Source organism: Bradyrhizobium sp. LTSP885 (assembly GCF_000938305.1).
In the GTDB taxonomy this organism is placed as follows: domain Bacteria; phylum Pseudomonadota; class Alphaproteobacteria; order Rhizobiales; family Xanthobacteraceae; genus Bradyrhizobium.
This window is the reverse complement of record NZ_JYMT01000018.1, coordinates 22,613-38,770: the sequence shown is the minus strand read 5'-3', so window position 1 is coordinate 38,770 and position 16,158 is coordinate 22,613. Positions and strand designations below refer to the sequence as shown.

At 63.4% G+C, this 16,158-nt stretch carries 13 protein-coding genes; 6 read left to right on the top strand and 7 right to left on the bottom strand.

Annotation, left to right across the window (positions count from 1 at the left end; genetic code table 11):
* Nucleotides 1–2 precede the first annotated feature (2 nt).
* The gene (locus tag UP09_RS36920; RefSeq protein WP_082070092.1) at nucleotides 3–209 is read left to right on the top strand and encodes a hypothetical protein; all 207 of its coding nucleotides are present in this window, start codon (nucleotides 3–5) and stop codon (nucleotides 207–209) included.
* Between the two features lie 71 nt (nucleotides 210–280).
* On the opposite strand, the gene UP09_RS11435 is transcribed toward UP09_RS36920, so the two are convergent.
* The 4 genes from UP09_RS11435 to UP09_RS11420 form a co-directional block, all read right to left on the bottom strand.
* Nucleotides 281–1,099: an aldo/keto reductase gene (locus UP09_RS11435; protein WP_044538280.1), complete on the bottom strand. Its 819-nt coding sequence runs from the start codon at nucleotides 1,097–1,099 to the stop codon at nucleotides 281–283.
* Nucleotides 1,100–1,267: 168 nt separating this feature from the next.
* Nucleotides 1,268–2,848 (bottom strand): alkaline phosphatase D family protein, encoded by a 1,581-nt coding sequence (locus UP09_RS11430; RefSeq protein ID WP_044538279.1) that lies wholly within the window; start codon nucleotides 2,846–2,848, stop codon nucleotides 1,268–1,270.
* A 275-nt stretch (nucleotides 2,849–3,123) separates the two neighbouring features.
* Entirely contained in the window at nucleotides 3,124–3,555 is a 432-nt protein-coding gene (locus tag UP09_RS11425) for a hypothetical protein (protein WP_044538278.1), read from the bottom strand.
* Between the two features lie 138 nt (nucleotides 3,556–3,693).
* A complete protein-coding gene (locus tag UP09_RS11420) occupies nucleotides 3,694–7,164 on the bottom strand; it encodes an indolepyruvate ferredoxin oxidoreductase family protein (RefSeq protein ID WP_044538277.1) in 3,471 nt (1,156 codons plus the stop codon).
* A 203-nt stretch (nucleotides 7,165–7,367) separates the two neighbouring features.
* On the opposite strand from UP09_RS11420, the gene UP09_RS11415 reads away from it, so the two are divergent.
* From UP09_RS11415 to UP09_RS11400, 4 genes are all read left to right on the top strand, one after another.
* Nucleotides 7,368–8,318: a MaoC family dehydratase gene (locus tag UP09_RS11415; protein ID WP_044538276.1), complete on the top strand. Its 951-nt coding sequence runs from the start codon at nucleotides 7,368–7,370 to the stop codon at nucleotides 8,316–8,318.
* A 47-nt stretch (nucleotides 8,319–8,365) separates the two neighbouring features.
* The gene (locus tag UP09_RS11410; protein WP_044538275.1) at nucleotides 8,366–8,920 is read left to right on the top strand and encodes a carboxymuconolactone decarboxylase family protein; all 555 of its coding nucleotides are present in this window, start codon (nucleotides 8,366–8,368) and stop codon (nucleotides 8,918–8,920) included.
* Nucleotide 8,921: 1 nt separating this feature from the next.
* The gene (locus UP09_RS11405) at nucleotides 8,922–9,722 is read left to right on the top strand and encodes an SDR family NAD(P)-dependent oxidoreductase (RefSeq protein ID WP_044538274.1); all 801 of its coding nucleotides are present in this window, start codon (nucleotides 8,922–8,924) and stop codon (nucleotides 9,720–9,722) included.
* A gap of 201 nt (nucleotides 9,723–9,923) precedes the next feature.
* Entirely contained in the window at nucleotides 9,924–10,142 is a 219-nt protein-coding gene (locus UP09_RS11400; RefSeq protein ID WP_044538273.1) for a hypothetical protein, read from the top strand.
* Between the two features lie 133 nt (nucleotides 10,143–10,275).
* On the opposite strand, the gene UP09_RS11395 is transcribed toward UP09_RS11400, so the two are convergent.
* Both UP09_RS11395 and UP09_RS11390 read right to left on the bottom strand, forming a co-directional pair.
* Nucleotides 10,276–13,458 carry an efflux RND transporter permease subunit gene (locus UP09_RS11395; protein ID WP_044538272.1) on the bottom strand — a complete coding sequence of 1,061 codons (3,183 nt, stop codon included), beginning with the start codon at nucleotides 13,456–13,458 and terminating at the stop codon, nucleotides 10,276–10,278.
* A gap of 28 nt (nucleotides 13,459–13,486) precedes the next feature.
* Complete coding sequence (locus UP09_RS11390; RefSeq protein WP_044538271.1) at nucleotides 13,487–14,731, bottom strand: efflux RND transporter periplasmic adaptor subunit; 1,245 nt, start codon at nucleotides 14,729–14,731, stop codon at nucleotides 13,487–13,489.
* Between the two features lie 202 nt (nucleotides 14,732–14,933).
* On the opposite strand from UP09_RS11390, the gene UP09_RS11385 reads away from it, so the two are divergent.
* The gene (locus tag UP09_RS11385) at nucleotides 14,934–15,539 is read left to right on the top strand and encodes a TetR/AcrR family transcriptional regulator (protein ID WP_044538270.1); all 606 of its coding nucleotides are present in this window, start codon (nucleotides 14,934–14,936) and stop codon (nucleotides 15,537–15,539) included.
* A gap of 7 nt (nucleotides 15,540–15,546) precedes the next feature.
* On the opposite strand, the gene UP09_RS11380 is transcribed toward UP09_RS11385, so the two are convergent.
* Nucleotides 15,547–16,158, bottom strand: coding sequence for a pyridoxamine 5'-phosphate oxidase family protein (locus tag UP09_RS11380; protein ID WP_044538476.1), 612 nt, complete (start codon nucleotides 16,156–16,158; stop codon nucleotides 15,547–15,549).

The following is a 16,158-nucleotide window of genomic DNA, read 5'->3' as shown; positions in this document are numbered from 1 at the left end:
AGATGAAGAAGTTTGGTTTGATTCTTGCGGCGCTCGGCGCGCTTGCCGTTGCGGTGCCGTCGATTGCCAGCGCCGAAACCGTCATGATTAAACACGGCGGGTACCATCATGGAGATCGCGGCCGGGACGCCCGCGCCGAGATGCGCCATGATCGCGGCTGGCACGGTGACCGGCACCACCATCACGACCGGATGCGGCATAGCCACTAAGGCATTGCCACGAAAGATCGACACAACGGAAAATGGCTCCTTGCGGAGCCATTTTCATTGTCAATCCATCATCAATCCCAATCGGGTGCAAAACCCGGATTGACGCAGCGCTTGTCCTTGGGCAACGCGGCGATCGCCTTGCGGTCGGCGTCGTCGAGCTTGACCTTCAACGCATCGAGATTGGCCTGCTGGCTCTCGGCGCGCGAGGCTTTCGGGATCGCTACAACGCCGTCCTGGTCGAGCAGCCATTTCAGCGCCACTTGTGCTGCGGTCGCATCATGCTTCCTGCCGATCTTCGTCAGCGTCTCATCGGTGGCAAACCGCCCCTGCGCCAACGGACAATAGGCGACCAGCGGGATCGATTTCGCGGCGAGATATTTTCGCAGCGGCGTCTGGTCCAGCATCGCGTGATACTCGACCTGGTTGCAGGCGATCGGCGCCCGGATGTCCTCGACCGTCGTTTTCAACAACGCCGTCGTGAAGTTCGCAACGCCGATCGCGCGGGTGCGGCCCTCCTGCTTCAGCTTCATCAGCGCCTCGAACACCACCGGCAGGTTCATGCTCCGCGACGGCCAGTGCACGAGATAGAGGTCGACGTGGTCGAGACGCAATTTCTTCAGGCTGGTGTCGAAGGCTTTTCGGATGGCATCGGGCGCCAGATTCTCGTGCCAGACCTTCGTGGTCACATGCAGATCCTTGCGCGCCACCTTGGAAGCAGCGATCGCAGCCCCGATCGGCTCCTCATTGGCATACATTTCGGCGGTGTCGATATGCCGGTAGCCGAGCCCGAGCGCGCTCTCGACCGCGGCACGACAGGCGTCGCCCTGCATGCGGAAGGTGCCGAGCCCCAGCCGGGGCACGCCGATGCCCTGTGTTTGCAGATTTTCCATGGATAACTCCTGAAGAGATGCAGGCCGCTGGGGGGATCAGCGGCGTCGCACGAACAATCGATTGCGGGACGTGATGAAATGGCAGGGCTGCCGGTGCGTAACTTGCCTGCAAATCCGCCGACAGGGCAAGATATCCGCCATCAAGATGTCGCGACTGAAATTAGTCGCTCAGATGTGCTGCGCCATGATCTGACCGGGTCGCGCATCCGGTCGCGGCGGGAGTTCGACCGACCAGAGATCGTGGTTGTCGACGTCCTTCAGCGTCACCGTCATCACGGAGCTCTTGCCGTCGATGTCGACACGGCCGAAGAATTGTAGCCCGAAGCACGGCGCAAGGTTGTCGCCCTGCACGGCGCTGCATCCCTTCTGATACATCGCCTTGGGGCCGAAGGTGTTGTCGAGCTCGCCCGGCGACCAGGTGCCGGCATGCAACGGGCCGGAGACGAATTCCCAGAACGGCTCGAAATCCTGGAAGACCGCGCGGTTCGGGTCGTAGTGATGCGCGGCGGTGTAGTGCATATCGGCAGTAAGCCACACCGTATTGCGGATGCCGGCGCGTTTCATGAATGACAGCAAATCGGCGATCTCGTGCTCGCGCCGCGAGGGCGGCCCGTCGCCGAGCGCGACCGCATCCAGGCTGATCAGGCCGATCGGCAGATCCGCCGCGATCACCTTCCAGGTCGCATCCGACGCCACCAATTCGCGCTTCAGCCAGGCGAGCTGGCTCTGGCCGAGGATGAAGGTCTGGTCTGGATCGCCCTCCTTGTTCCAGGTCGAGTCGCGATAGGAGCGCATGTCGATGACGAACACGTCGAGCAGCGGCCCATAGGCGATCTTGCGATAGACCCGGCCGTCGCGCTCGGGCATCAGCCGCATCGGCATGAATTCGTGGAAGGCGCGGCGCGCCCGCGCCACCAGCTGTGACGTCCCATCCTGATCGTAGCCGGTCGCATCAGTCGTGCCGATCGGCGACCAGTCGTCGGCCACCTCATGATCGTCCCATTGCGCGAACATCGGCACATCAGCATGAAAGGCGCGGAAATTGTCGTCGAGCCAGTTGTATTTGTAGTTGCCGCGGAACTGGTCGAGGCTGTGCGCGACGACGGATTTTTCCTCAGTGACGATGTTGCGCCAGACTTCGCCGTTCGGAAGCTCCAGCTTCGACGGCACCGTGCAGTCGGCATAGATGTGATCGCCGGAATGGATGAAGAAATCGGGGCGCTCGTTCAGCATGGTGCGGTAGCTGCGCATGCCGCCGCGCGCGGGATCGATACCCCAGCCCTGACCCGCAACATCGCCGGACCAGACGAACGAGACCGAACGCCGATCGAGCGGCGCGGTGCGAAAACGTCCGACGCGGCTCTCGCCGGCGACGCCGTCGCGATCATCAAAGCGCACGCGATAGAAGATATCCTGTCCCGGCGGCAGGCCGTCGAGCAGCAGCTTTGCGGTGAAGTCGCGGTCGGGCAGTGCATCCGTAGATGCCGTGCGCAGGATGGTCGCGAAGCTTTCGGTGGTGGAGCATTCCACCTGCATCCGCGCCGCGCGATCGGCGCGCGCCCAGATCACCGCCGAATCAGAGGCGACGTCACCGGACTGGATGCCGGCAATCTGCGGGCGATCCGCGGCACGGCTGAGGTAAGGTCGTGCAAGAGAGCCCAATCCCGCAAGCGCCGCCGTGGACGCCGAGCGCACCAGGAGCTGACGCCGGGTGAGACCTCGCATCTGCGCGGAAATCGCTATCGCCATCGAAAGACCTTCGTCGAATCACGACGAAGGTTTTGCCTGCGCTGCTTGACTCCCGGCTTACGGTTTTACGACAGCGGGATGACTCTCGGTGACGTTTGAGACCGCACACTCCTGATTATTCCCGTCACCCTGACAGCGGAACGCGCGTCTCGAAGGGCGAACGGCCCGACCGCGAGATCGGGGCCGCGCATCCTTCGAGACGCGCGCAAGAGCGCGCTCCTCCAGCGACAAAGGCGAAGCCTTGGCGCGGGGATGACGGGTCTAATCTAGGAGCGTCACCGCCGCCAGCCACAGATACCGCCAGACTTGCACGGCCAGGTCTGGATCCGGATATCGCGTGCTTCCGCATCGAGCGGGTTGTTATGCCGCCGCGCGAGCTTTGCACGCGCGGGAACGCGCGCGATCTTGCGCGGCTGCTCAACCGGCGCCATCACCCTGGTCGTGCGCACCGGCTTTCGCGGTTTGACCTGCGGCTGCACGACCTTTGGCTCAACGCTCACCTGCGCGTCATTGCGGCGCTCGGAATTCGCCTCGACCGCCACCGGCTCAAACTGCGCCGACGGACCGAGCCGCTTCGGCGACAGCACGGCCGTGGACAGATCGAGGCCGAAGAACTCGCTCGGTCGGTACTCGTCAGCGAACGCCACGCCGCCCAACGCCAGGAGCACGGTGCAAACAGTTGCAACAAAAGCACTTTTCAGGACCATGAAACGGCCTCCTGAAATCACTCAAAGGGAACATCGATCATGTAGGAACCCGGCCGCGCAAATCCAACCGATGCTGCGGGCAGGGTTACCAGTCAACCATGGCTTCAGTGGAAAGTTCCCGCAGGCCGCCCGATCGCCCTACTCGGCCGCCTGCGCCACCGGCTGGCCGATCGCGCTTTCCAGCCGCGCACATTCGGCGCGGTAGCGAGCAACACCGGCTTCCTTGATGTGGCCATAGCCGCGCACGAGATCGGCCGTCCTGGCCAGCGCGGTCAAGCGCGGCAGATCGACCGTCTTGCCGTCGAGATGACGCAGGATCATCGCCGCATAGTCGACCGGCAGCGCGCGTTCCATCTTCCGCTCGGCGGTGTAGCCGAAGATGTCGAACGCGGTGCCGCGCAAGCCCTTCAGCCGCGCCAGCAGACCGAACGACTTGAACACCCAAGGGCCGAATTCGCGCTTCCGCAGATGCCCGGTGACGGGATCGCGTTGCGCCAGCAGTGGCGGCGCGAGCAGCACCTTGAGCCCGGAATCGCCCTCGAATTGCTCCTTCAGCGCCCGCGCGAACTCACCATCGGAATAGAGCCGCGCGACCTCGTACTCGTCCTTGTAGGCCATCAGCTTGAACAGGCCCTTTGCGAAGGCCTCGGTCAGGTCCTGCGAGCCGGGAGCCGCCGCGGACTCGGCGGCACGCACACGCGCGACGTCGGCGAGATAGCGCTTTGAGTAAGCCTCGTCCTGATAGTCGACGAGGGTTTTGGCACGAAGCGCGATTGCCTCGTCCAGCGACCGCTTCACGGGCGTAGCGCCTGCGCTCTTGAAGCGCGCGGCGCTGATAACGCGCGGCAAATCGTGCGCAGCAAGCCGGCCCCACGAGAACGCCGTCTTGTTCATCTCGATCGCTGCGCCGTTGAGCTCGATCGCCTTCAGGATGGCTTCGAGCGACAGCGGGATCGCGCCGCGCTGGAAGGCAAAGCCCAGCATGAATGAGTTGGTGGCAATGCTGTCGCCCATCAGTGCGGTGGCGAGACCTGTGGCATCGAGAATGTCGAGATCACCAGGCGTTATCGCGCCATTGAGCGCATCGCGCATAGCACCGGCTTCGAAATCGATATCCGGATCGATCACGAAGCTTGCGGTCGGCAGCAAATCGGCGTTGACGACCGCGCGGGTGACACCGCGTTCGGCCCGGCTCAACGCCGGAACGCTGGTGGCAACGACGAGATCGCAACCGAGGATCAGATTGGCGTTGCCGGGCGCGATGCGCACAGTCGTGAGCATGTCGCTGGCCGGCGCGAGCCGGACATGGCTCATCACGGCGCCGTTCTTCTGCGACAGACCGGTGAAGTCGAGCGTCGAACAGGCCAGGCCCTGGACGTGCGCGGCCATGCCGAGCAGCGCACCGATGGTGATGACACCGGTGCCGCCGATGCCGGTGATCAGGATATTGTAGGGAGCGGCGAGCGAAGTTGCAGGTGGCGTCGGCAAATCGGCGAACAACGCCTTGGGATCGGCCGCGGTGCGATCGGCCTTGCGCAGCTTGGGATCCTGCACCATCACGAAGCTTGGGCAGAAACCTTCGACGCAGGAGAAATCCTTGTTGCAGTTCGACTGGTCGATGCGGCGCTTGCGACCGAACTCGGTCTCCAGCGGCTGCACCGAGACGCAGTTCGACGCGACCGAACAGTCGCCGCAGCCTTCGCAGACACGCTCGTTGATGAAGACGCGCTTCGGCGGATCGGGATAGAGCCCGCGCTTGCGGCGGCGGCGCTTCTCGGCGGCACAAGTCTGGTCGTAGATCAGGACGGTCAGGCCCTTGATGTCGCGCAGCTCGCGCTGCACGGCATCGAGCTCGCGGCGATGATGCACGGTGACACCAGCGGGGAAATAGTTTGCCGGATATTTGTCCGGTTCGTCGGAGACGATCACGAGCCGTTTTGTCCCCTCAGCCGCGACTTGATGGGCGATCTGCGACACCGAAAAACCGCCCTCGGCCGGCTGGCCGCCGGTCATCGCGACCGCGTCATTGTAGAGGATCTTGTAGGTGATGTTGACACCGGCAGCCCCAGCCGCGCGCAGTGCCAAGAGTCCGGAATGGGTGTAGGTGCCGTCGCCGAGATTCTGGAACACGTGCTGTTCGTCGGTGAAGGGCGCCTGCCCGATCCAGTTCACGCCCTCCGCGCCCATATGCGAGATCGTAGCAGTGCGGCGGTTCGGCACCGACAGCGCCATGCCGTGGCAGCCGATGCCGGCCATCGCGCGGCTGCCCTCGGGAATCTTGGTCGAGGTGTTGTGCGGACAGCCCGAGCAGAAATACGGCGTGCGCGCCAGCTTGACGGCACCGGTGCCTTCCGCCGGACGGTCGAACGCCTCAAGCTTGGCAAGCCGCTGCTCCAGCATCGGGCTGCGGTGACCGAGCTTGCGCAACCGTGCCACGACGGCAGCCGCCACCATGGTCGGCGTCAGCTCGCCTTCGCTCGGCAGCAACGTCGCGCCGCTCTCGTCGCGCTTGCCGACCACCGATGGCCGCTTTGATGCGTCCATGTTGTAGAGGATACGGATCAGCTGGTCCTCGATGAAGCCGCGCTTCTCCTCGACCACCAGCACGTCCTGCAAGCCCTCGGCGAAGGCCCGCGCGCCGCTCTGTTCGAGCGGCCAGGTCAGCGCCACCTTGTAGATGCGCAGGCCGAGCGCCTGCGCGTCGGCGTCCGTGATGCCGAGGTCAGCGAGCGCCTGGCGCAGATCGAGATAGGCCTTGCCGGTCGCCATGATGCCAAGCCGCGCCGGCTTCGAATCCAGCACGATGCGGTCGAAGCGATTGACGCGGGTGAAGGCGGCGACGGCGTCCATCTTCGGACCGTGCAGGCGCCGCTCCGCCTCGAGCGACGGATCCGGCCAGCGGATCGAAAGGCCGCCCGGCGGCATTTCGAAATCGTCAGGCATAATGATCTTGATGCGGTCGGGATCACTGACGATCGAGGCCGAGCTTTCGACCGTCTCCGAGATCGCCTTGAAGCCGACCCAGCAGCCCGAATAGCGTGACAACGCAAATCCGAGAATGCCGAGGTCGAGATAGTCCTGCAGCGTCGCTGGATTGACCACCGGCATCAGCGCCGAGGCGAACACCTGCTCGCTCTGATGGGCCAGGGTCGAGGACTGGCAACCATGGTCGTCGCCGGCGAGCGCGATCACGCCGCCATTGGGCGAGGTGCCGGCGGAATTTGCATGTTTGAGCGCATCGAGCGAGCGGTCGACGCCAGGACCCTTGCCGTACCAGATGCCGAACACGCCATCGACCTTGGCGCCCGGGAACATGCCGACCTGCTGGCTGCCCCACACCGCGGTCGCGGCCAGATCCTCATTGAGACCCGGCACGAAGGCGATGTCGTGCTCCTTCAGGAAAGACTTCGCGCGCCACAGCGCGTGGTCATACATGCCGAGCGGCGAGCCGCGGTAGCCGGAGATGAAGCCTGCGGTGTTCAGCCCCTGCGCGCGATCGCGTTCGCGCTGCAACATGGGCAATCGGACCAACGCCTGGGTGCCGGAGAGGAAGATTCGTTTCGCGTCTAACCGGTACTTGTCGTCCAGTCCAACTTCCATCAACGCCATCAGTCAGGCTCCCGTCCCGTATGTGCCGCGCCGGTCCGAACCGGTCTCATTATCTGCACATGATCATGCATCAGCATGCACTGGTTTTGCTATGCATGAACAGCCCTGTTCCATGGCCGCAGCACATATCTCGGTGTTGCGTCCGCAAGCCCTTGCCGAACGGCGGCTTCTTTGAAACCTTGGCGGTCAAAGGGAGACTAAGGATGATTACAGTCGAAACCGCGTTCGCAACGGAAATACTGGAGAACGACAATCTGCTGGTGGGTCCCTGGCGCAGCCCGAAACAGATGCTGCAGGCCCAAGTCTACGACTCCCACGCTTCGATTCACGACGATGCAACCGCGAAGAAGCTCGGCTTCCAGGGTGGGACGATCGAGGGCCCCACGCACTTCAGCCAGTTCGCGCCGCTGTGCGAGCGGATCTGGGGCCGGGCCTGGTTCATGACCGGATGCCTGTCCGCACATTACCGCAACCCCGTCTTCGAAGGCGAAGAGGTGCAGGCCCAGATCGAGAAGCCGAAACCGGGCCAGACCGTCTGCGCGATCGGAATGATCAAGCGCGACGGCATCGAGATCTTGCGCGGCACCGCGTCCATTGACGGCGACGGTACGGAGACCGCGCTCAGCCACCGGCTCGGCGAATTGAAGCCGCTGACCGACCCGGTCATCCTCGCCGACATCAAGGTCGGCATGAAGACACCGCGCCAGGCGATCAAAATGGATTTCGACCAGAACATGGGCGACCTCTATCCGTTTTCGCTGGCCGACAAGCTGAAGGTGATCACCGAACCCACGAACTACTATTCGCAGGAGCATAATCCCTGGGGCCGCGCCATCATCCCGATGGAGATGCTGAGCGTGCTGTTCCAGTATCGCGCGCGCGAGGACCGGCTGCCGGTCCGTGGCCCTGCGGTCGGACTGTTCGCCGATCAGGAGATCCGCCTGCTGCGCGGGCCGTTGTTCCCGGGCGAGACCTATTGGGCCGAGCGCGAGGTCGTCGCACTCTCCGGCAGCAAGCGCACCGAGAGCATGTGGGTCCGCACCACCGTGTTCGATGCCGACAACACTGTGGTCGCGACCATGCTGCTCAACGGCGCCAGCATGAAGCAGTCCTACGCCAACTATGACAGCGAGTACAAAGCGCTCTACGGCTGAACCAACAGCCACGCATCCCGCAAGCCGCCGAACCAAGGACAACAACAATGGCCCGCCTGCCCTATCTCGAAGCCGATCAGGTCGCCCCTGAGTATCGCGACATGCTCAAGCGCAACACCAATCTGCACAAGCTCTTGGTCAATTCGCCTGATATGGCGCGCGCCTTCAACGGCATCGGCGGCTATATCCGTTTCAAGAGCAAGCTCGATCCGCGCTTGCGCGAGCTCGCGATCCTGCAGGTCGGCTGGCTGGAGAAATCGGAATACGAGTTCACCCACCATGTGAAGATCGGCAAGGAGTTCGGCGTCACCGACCAGGACATCCAGGGCCTGATGGCGGAAACCGACGGCAAGCCGTCGAAGCTCGAGCCGCTCGCGAAAGCAATCCTCAGAGGCGCCCGTGAGATGGTGCGCGAGCTCGCGATGTCGGATGCGACGTTTGCCGAGATCAAGGCGCACCTCTCCGACGAGCACATGACCGATCTGGTGCTGACCATCGCGTTCTATTGCGCCGTGGTCCGCGTACTCGCGACGATGAAGATCGACAACGAGCCCCAATACAAAGAGGTACTGCAGCAGTACCCAATACCGGGAGTAAAGTGAGATGCGCCTGCAAGATCGTGTCGCCATCGTCGTCGGCGCCGGCCAGAGCCCCGGCGAGGGCATCGGCAACGGCCGCGCCACGGCGCTGACCTTCGCGCGCGAGGGCGCCAAGGTGCTGTGCGTCGATCACAATCTGGACTCGGCGCAGGAGACGGTTGACCTGATCGCGGCCAAGGGCGGCGCCGCGGTCGCCTTCAAGGCCGACGTCACCAAAAATGCCGACATCAAGGCCATGGTGGCCGATGCGCATACGCGTTGGGGCAGCGTCGATATCCTGCACAACAATGTCGGCGTCAGCCTGTCCGGCGGCGACGCCGAATTGCTCGACATCACCGAGGAGGCGTTCGATCGCTGCGTCGCGATCAATCTGAAGAGCTGTATCCTGGCCGCCAAGCATGTCATCCCGATCATGCGGCAGCAGCAGCGCGGCTCCATCATCAACATCTCGTCGATGGCCGCGATCACGACCTATCCTTACGTGGCCTACAAGGCGACGAAATCGGCGATGATCGCCTTCACTGAGCAGCTCGCCTACCAGAATGCGCAATACGGCATTCGCGCCAACGTGATCCTGCCCGGACTGATGAACACGCCGATGGCGGTCGACACCCGCGCCCGCGAGTTCAAGAAGAGCCGCGCCGAGGTCGAGGCCGAGCGCGACAGCAAGGTGCCGCTGCGTCACAAGATGGGCACCGGCTGGGACGTCGCCAACGCCGCACTGTTTCTCGCATCCGACGAAGCCAATTTCATCACCGGTGTCACGTTGCCGGTCGATGGCGGCGCCAGCGTGCGGCGCGGTTAATCTCTGTGAGAGGTGAGGTTAACCTGTGTGACGACATCACGCGTCAATGTCATTCATGATTCGAAAAACTTGAAGCATTCCAATGACACGACGATGTGACGGCGCGTCCACATAAATCGAAATCCTGACTCGTTGTGGTCGCACGAAATTCATCTGCGCTGGGTATCTGGCACCCTATGAATTCCTGGAGTGCCAAGACCAATGAACGAAGAACTCGAACTAAGGCCGGATCAGTGGGATGCCTTGAAGGCGTTGCGGGCTCCCGCGGAAAACCCTTCAAAACTGGGCCGGTTTGCGGTCGAAAGCCTGATTACGCTCGGCTATGTAGCGATGCGGGGCGATTCGTTCGCGATAACGCCTGCCGGCCGCAAGGTGCTGGTCCGCGGCTCCTCGCAATTGCTGCTCGACCTTGCAGCCTGACCTTTCGAGAAGTTCATGAACGAGAGCTTCAGTTCTGATGGAATCAGAACTGAAGCTCTCGATTTTTGTTTTGACGCGTTTTCTTCATGCGAACCGGTTCCCACTTCGCTCGAAAACGCTCTAGCTCGCGGCATCATGCCGCGTGTGCCTTTCCCGGAATTGTCGCCGCGCCGTGCTGCGTCAACGGCTTCATGCCGGTGAGGCTGCGCAGCAGCACATAGAACACCGGCGTCAGGAACAGGCCGAAGATCGTGACGCCGATCATGCCGGAGAACACCGCGACACCCATCGCGCGCCGCATCTCCGAGCCCGCGCCGCTCGAGAGCACCAGCGGCAACACGCCCATGATGAACGCCATCGAGGTCATCAGGATCGGCCGCAGACGCAGCCGACTGGCCTCGATCGCGGCACGGACCGGCGAGCGGCCGGCGAATTCGAGCTCGCGGGCAAATTCGACGATCAGGATCGCGTTCTTGGCCGACAGTCCGACCAGCACGATCAGGCCGATCTGCGTGAAGACATTGTTGTCGCCCTTCGAGAGCCAGACCCCGAACATCGCGGCCAACAGGCCCATCGGCACGATCATGATGATCGAGAGCGGCAGCGCCAGGCTCTCGTAAAGCGCGGCGAGCACCAGGAACACCAGGAGGATCGCGAGCGGAAATACCCAGATCCCGGAATTGCCGGCGATGAACTCTTGGTAGGTCAGGTCGGTCCATTCGAAGGCGAAGCCGGGCGGCAGCACTTCCGCAGCAATCCGCGTCGCCGCCTCCTGCGCCTGGCCGGAGGAATAGCCCGGTGCGGCCGCCGCGTTGATGTCGGACGACAGGAATCCGTTGTAACGGATGGCGCGCTCGGGCCCTGCGCTCTGGCGTATCTTCATCAGCGCCGACAGCGGCACCATGTCGCCTGAGGACGAGCGCACCTTCAACTGCCTGATATCGTCGGCGCGCGCGCGGAACGGCGCATCGGCCTGGACGTAGACCGAATAGGTGCGGCCGAATTTGTTGAAGTCGTTGACGTAGTAGGAGCCGAGGTAGATCTGCAGCGTGTTGAAGACTTCCGTTACGGGCACCCCTAACTGCAGCGCCTTGGTGCGATCGATGTCGGCAAACAATTGCGGCACGTTGACCTGGAAGCTCGAGAACACGCCGGCAATCTCCGGCGCCTTCTGCATCGCGGCCATGAACGCCGTGGTCGCCCCGTTCAACGCCTCATAGCCAAGGCCGGCGCGGTCCTCGATCTGCAGCTTGAAGCCGCCGATGGTGCCGAGACCGTTGACCGGCGGCGGCGGGAACATGGCGATGAAGGCTTCCTGGATGCCGGCATATTTCTTGTTCAGGTCGGCCGCGATCGCCACGCCGCTGAGCGAAGCGCTCTTGCGCTCATCGAACGGCTTCAGCGTCGAGAACACGATGCCGGCATTGGAGGAGTTGGTGAAACCGGAGATCGACAGGCCCGGAAACGCCACTGAACTCTCGACGCCTGGCTGGGTCAGCGCGATGTCGCTCATCTTGCGGATCACATCCTCGGAACGGTCGAGCGTGGCCCCATCCGGCAATCGCGCGAAACCGACGAGATATTGCTTGTCCTGGCCCGGCACGAAACCGCTCGGCACCAGCTTGAACAGCACACCCGTCAAACCGACCAGGACCACATAGAGGCCGATCACGGCGGCTTTGCCGTAGATGACCTTGGAGACGCTGCGGCTGTAGTTCTCGGAGGAGCGCGTGAAGACACGATTGAAGCCGCGGAAGAACCAGCCGAGCCCCTTTTCGAGGATCCGGGTCAACCGGTCCTTCGGTTCGTCATGGCCCTTCAGCAGCAGCGCCGCCAGCGCCGGTGACAGAGTGAGCGAGTTGACGGCCGAAATCACGGTCGAGATCGCGATCGTCAACGCGAACTGCTTGTAGAACTGCCCGGTGAGGCCGGAGATGAAGGCAAGCGGCACGAACACGGCGATCAGCACCAGCGCGATCGCGATGATCGGCCCTGACACTTCCCGCATCGCCTGATAGGTGGCCTCGCGCGGCGACAGGCCGGATTCGATGTTGCGCTCGACATTCTCGACCACGACGATCGCGTCATCGACCACGATGCCGATCGCAAGCACCAGGCCGAACAGGCTGAGCGCATTGATGGAGAAGCCGAACAGATGCATCACTGCGAAGGTGCCGACAATCGACACCGGGACGGCGAGCAGCGGAATGATCGAGGCGCGCCAGGTCTGCAGGAACAAGATCACGACCAGCACGACGAGCGCGATCGCCTCCAGCAGCGTGTGGATCACGGCCTCGATCGACGAGCGCACGAACTGCGTGGGGTCGTAGACGATCTGGTAGGACACGCCTTCCGGCATGTTCTTCTTGATCTCGGCCATCGTGGCGCGGACATTGTCCGAAATCTGCAGCGCGTTGGAACCCGGCGCCTGGAAGATCGGCAGCGCGACCGCCTGCTTGTTGTCGAGCAGCGAACGCAGGCCGTATTCGGAGGCGCCGAGCTCGATCCGCGCGACATCGCGCAACCGCACCACTTCGCCCCGCGAACCAGTCTTGACCACGATGTCGCCGAATTGCTCCTCGGTCGACAATCGTCCCTCTGCATTGACTGAGAGTTGGAGATCGATGCCCTTGACGCTCGGTGAGGAGCCGACCACGCCGGCGGCAGCCTCGACGTTTTGCGCCTGGATCGCGCGCACGACGTCGCTCGCGGTCAGGCCATGTTCGGCGGCCTTTTGCGGATCGACCCAGACCCGCATCGAATAGTCGCCGGCGCCATAGATCTGGACGTCGCCGACGCCGTCGATCCGCGCCAGCCGGTCCTTGACGTTGAGCACTGCGTAATTGCGCAGATACGTCATGTCGTAACGGTTGTTCGGCGACAGCAGATGCACGACCATGGTGAGGTCGGGCGAGCTCTTCTTGGTGATGATGCCGAGCTGGCGCACCACGGCCGGCAGACGCGGCTCGGCCTGCTGGACGCGGTTCTGCACCAGTTGCGTCGCTTTGTCGGGGTCGGTGCCGAGGCGGAAGGTCACCGTCAGCGTCATCGCGCCGTCGGTGGTCGCCTGGCTCGACATATAGAGCATGCCCTCGACGCCATTGATCTGCTCCTCGATCGGAGTCGCGACCGTCTCGGCGATCACCTTCGGATTGGCGCCGGGATAGGTCGCACGAACCACGACCGACGGCGGCACCACATCAGGATATTCCGAGATCGGCATCGCCAGCAGCGAGATCAGGCCGGCCAGGAAGATCAGGATCGACAGCACGCCGGCGAAGATCGGCCGGTCGATGAAGAATTTTGAGAGATTCATGGTGATGCCCCCAGGCGCAGCAGAATGCTCAGCGCTGCGCGGTGTGCTGGTTGTTCTCTGCGGATGCCCGCTGGATACCGCGCGCGCCCATCTCGGCTATTTCCATCTTCAGGAGAGCGCCGGGGCGCACGCGCTGCAGGCCGTTGACGACGATGCGGTCGCCCGGTTTCAGGCCTGAAGTCACGATACGAAGCCCCTCCACCGCGCCGCCGAGCGTCACCGACCGATAGACCGCGCGGCTGTCGTCGCCGACGACCATGACGAACTTCTTGTCCTGGTCGGTGCCAACGGCGCGTTCATCGATCATGACCAGCGTCTGCGCTTGCGGCTGGCCCATCCGCACCCGCGCGAACTGCCCGGGGATCAGCCGGCCGTCGTCGTTACGGAACACCGCGCGGACGCGGATGGTACCGCTCTGGCCGTTGACCTGGTTGTCGATCAGCTGGATGTGGCCCTTGGCGCTGGTGCCGCCTGAGGTCGCCATCTCGACCGGGATCTGGTCGAGATTGCCGCGTTTGCCGGAGGCATCGGCGATCGAATTCAGGGCACGCAGCACCACCTCTTCGTCCGCGTCAAAGCTCGCATAGATCGGGTTGACCGACACCAGCGAGGTCAGCACCGGCGACGCGGTCCCTGCGGCGACGAGATTGCCGACGGTGATCTCGATCTTGCCGACCCGGCCATCGACCGGCGCACGCACCTCGGTGTAGTCGAGATTGAGGTTGGCGGTCTGCAGCGTCGCCTCGGCCGCCTTGACGTTGGCAATCGCCTCGCGATTGGCATTGTCGCGCTGGTCGAAATCGCGCTTGGTCACCACGTTGTTGCCGACCAGCGCGGCGCCGCGCTCGACCTCGCTGGTGGTGAACACGACGCGGGCCTTTGCGGCCTCGAGCTGGGCCTGGGCCTTGTCGACCTCAGCCGCATAGGGCGCGGGATCGATCTTGAACAGGACATCGCCGGCCTTGACCAGCGCCCCCTCGGTAAAGTTGGTCGCCAGGATCGCACCGGCAACCCGCGGCCGGAGCTGGACGCGGTCCACGGCTTCGAGCCGGCCCGAGAATTCCTCAAACAGCGTGGTCGGGCGCGGCTGGACGACTGCAACGGTCACCGGGACCGCCGGTTCAGGCGCCACGGCAGCGCCGGTCGCTTGGGCTGCATAAAAATAGCGGCCGGTCGTGATCGAACCGGCCACCGCGAGGGCGCCGAGGATCGCAATACCGCCGATAACACGTCGGAATCGGCCGGAACGGGGATTTTGGGTTGACGAGGGCATTCACGCGCTCCAGATGTGTAGTGTTCGCTACAGATGTGGAGCTGGACGCCGGTCCGCAAGATACTTATGTATCGGACGCTATGAATTTATTATCGGATTGTTGGGGAAATTGGAAGTCAGGGAAAAAGACCACGTCTAACAACAGGATAGGCTTGCGGAAAATCCGCCATAGAAGCGGCACCCGGGCTTAGGGAGAAACGAAATGGGTATGGGACGCCCCCGCGCATTCGACGCAGACGCCGCGCTGGACCGGGCAATGGAAGTGTTCTGGCGGCACGGCTATGAGGGCGCCACGATCGCGCAGCTGACCGAAGCCATGAACATCAATCCGCCGAGCCTCTATGCCGCCTTCGGCAGCAAGGAAGGCCTGCTGAAGGCCGCACTCGACCGCTACACCGAGAGGCGTGACGCCTGGATGGCGGAAGTCCTGGGTGCGCCGACCGCCCGCGATGTCGCCGAACGATTTCTGATGGAGCACGCGGACGCCCAGACCGACCCTGCCAACCCGCCCGGCTGTCTGCTGGTCCAGGGGGGACTGGCCTGCGGCACGGGCTCGGCGAATGTTCCGTTCGAGCTGGCGGCGCGCCGCAACCACACCGAAGACCAGTTGCGCGAACGTTTTGTCCGCGCCAAGGCCGAACGTGACCTTGGCGACAACGCCGATCCGGCCGGGCTTGCACGCTATCTCTCCGCGGTCACATCAGGCATGTGCGTGATGGCCTCCTCGGGGGCCGACCGCGACGCGTTGCGCCAGATCGCGGCAGTGTCGCTGAAGGCGTTCGAAGAGCAATCTAAGAGCGACTTGTAACGCGCCGCTACCACATCGTCTGCCGCGCGCGCTCGGGCCATTCCCGATCGTATTTTTCGCCGCCGACCGTTTGCTCGCTCATCTCGGCGAGGATCTGGCCCGGCGTCGGCAACGCATTCGGATCGACCCGCTTCTCGGGATTCCAGAGATCGGAACGCACGATCGCGCGGGCGCACTGGAAGTACATCTCCTCGACAGTCATCACGATGACCGTGCGCGGTGCCTTGCCGTCCACCTTGAAGGACGCGAGTAGCTCCGGCTCCGCCGATACATAGGCATGGCCGTTGACGCGCAGCGTGCTGCCAGAACCCGGGATCAGGAACAGCAGCGCGATGCGGGGATCGCGCACGATGTTGCGCAAGGAGTCGCAACGATTGTTGCCGCGGCGGTCCGGCATCATCAGCGTTGTCTCGTCGTGGATGCGCACGAAACCGGGCAGGTCGCCGCGCGGCGAACAGTCGAGGCCCTCGGGTCCGGAGGTCGCCAGCGACACGAACGGCGATTTTTCGATCAGCACGCGGTAGAGCGGAGTCACACGGTCCGCGACTTTCACCGTCGAGGCGTCATTCGGAAAACCGTAGATCGCCTCAAGCTGCTCGATCGATTCAATCGCCGACAT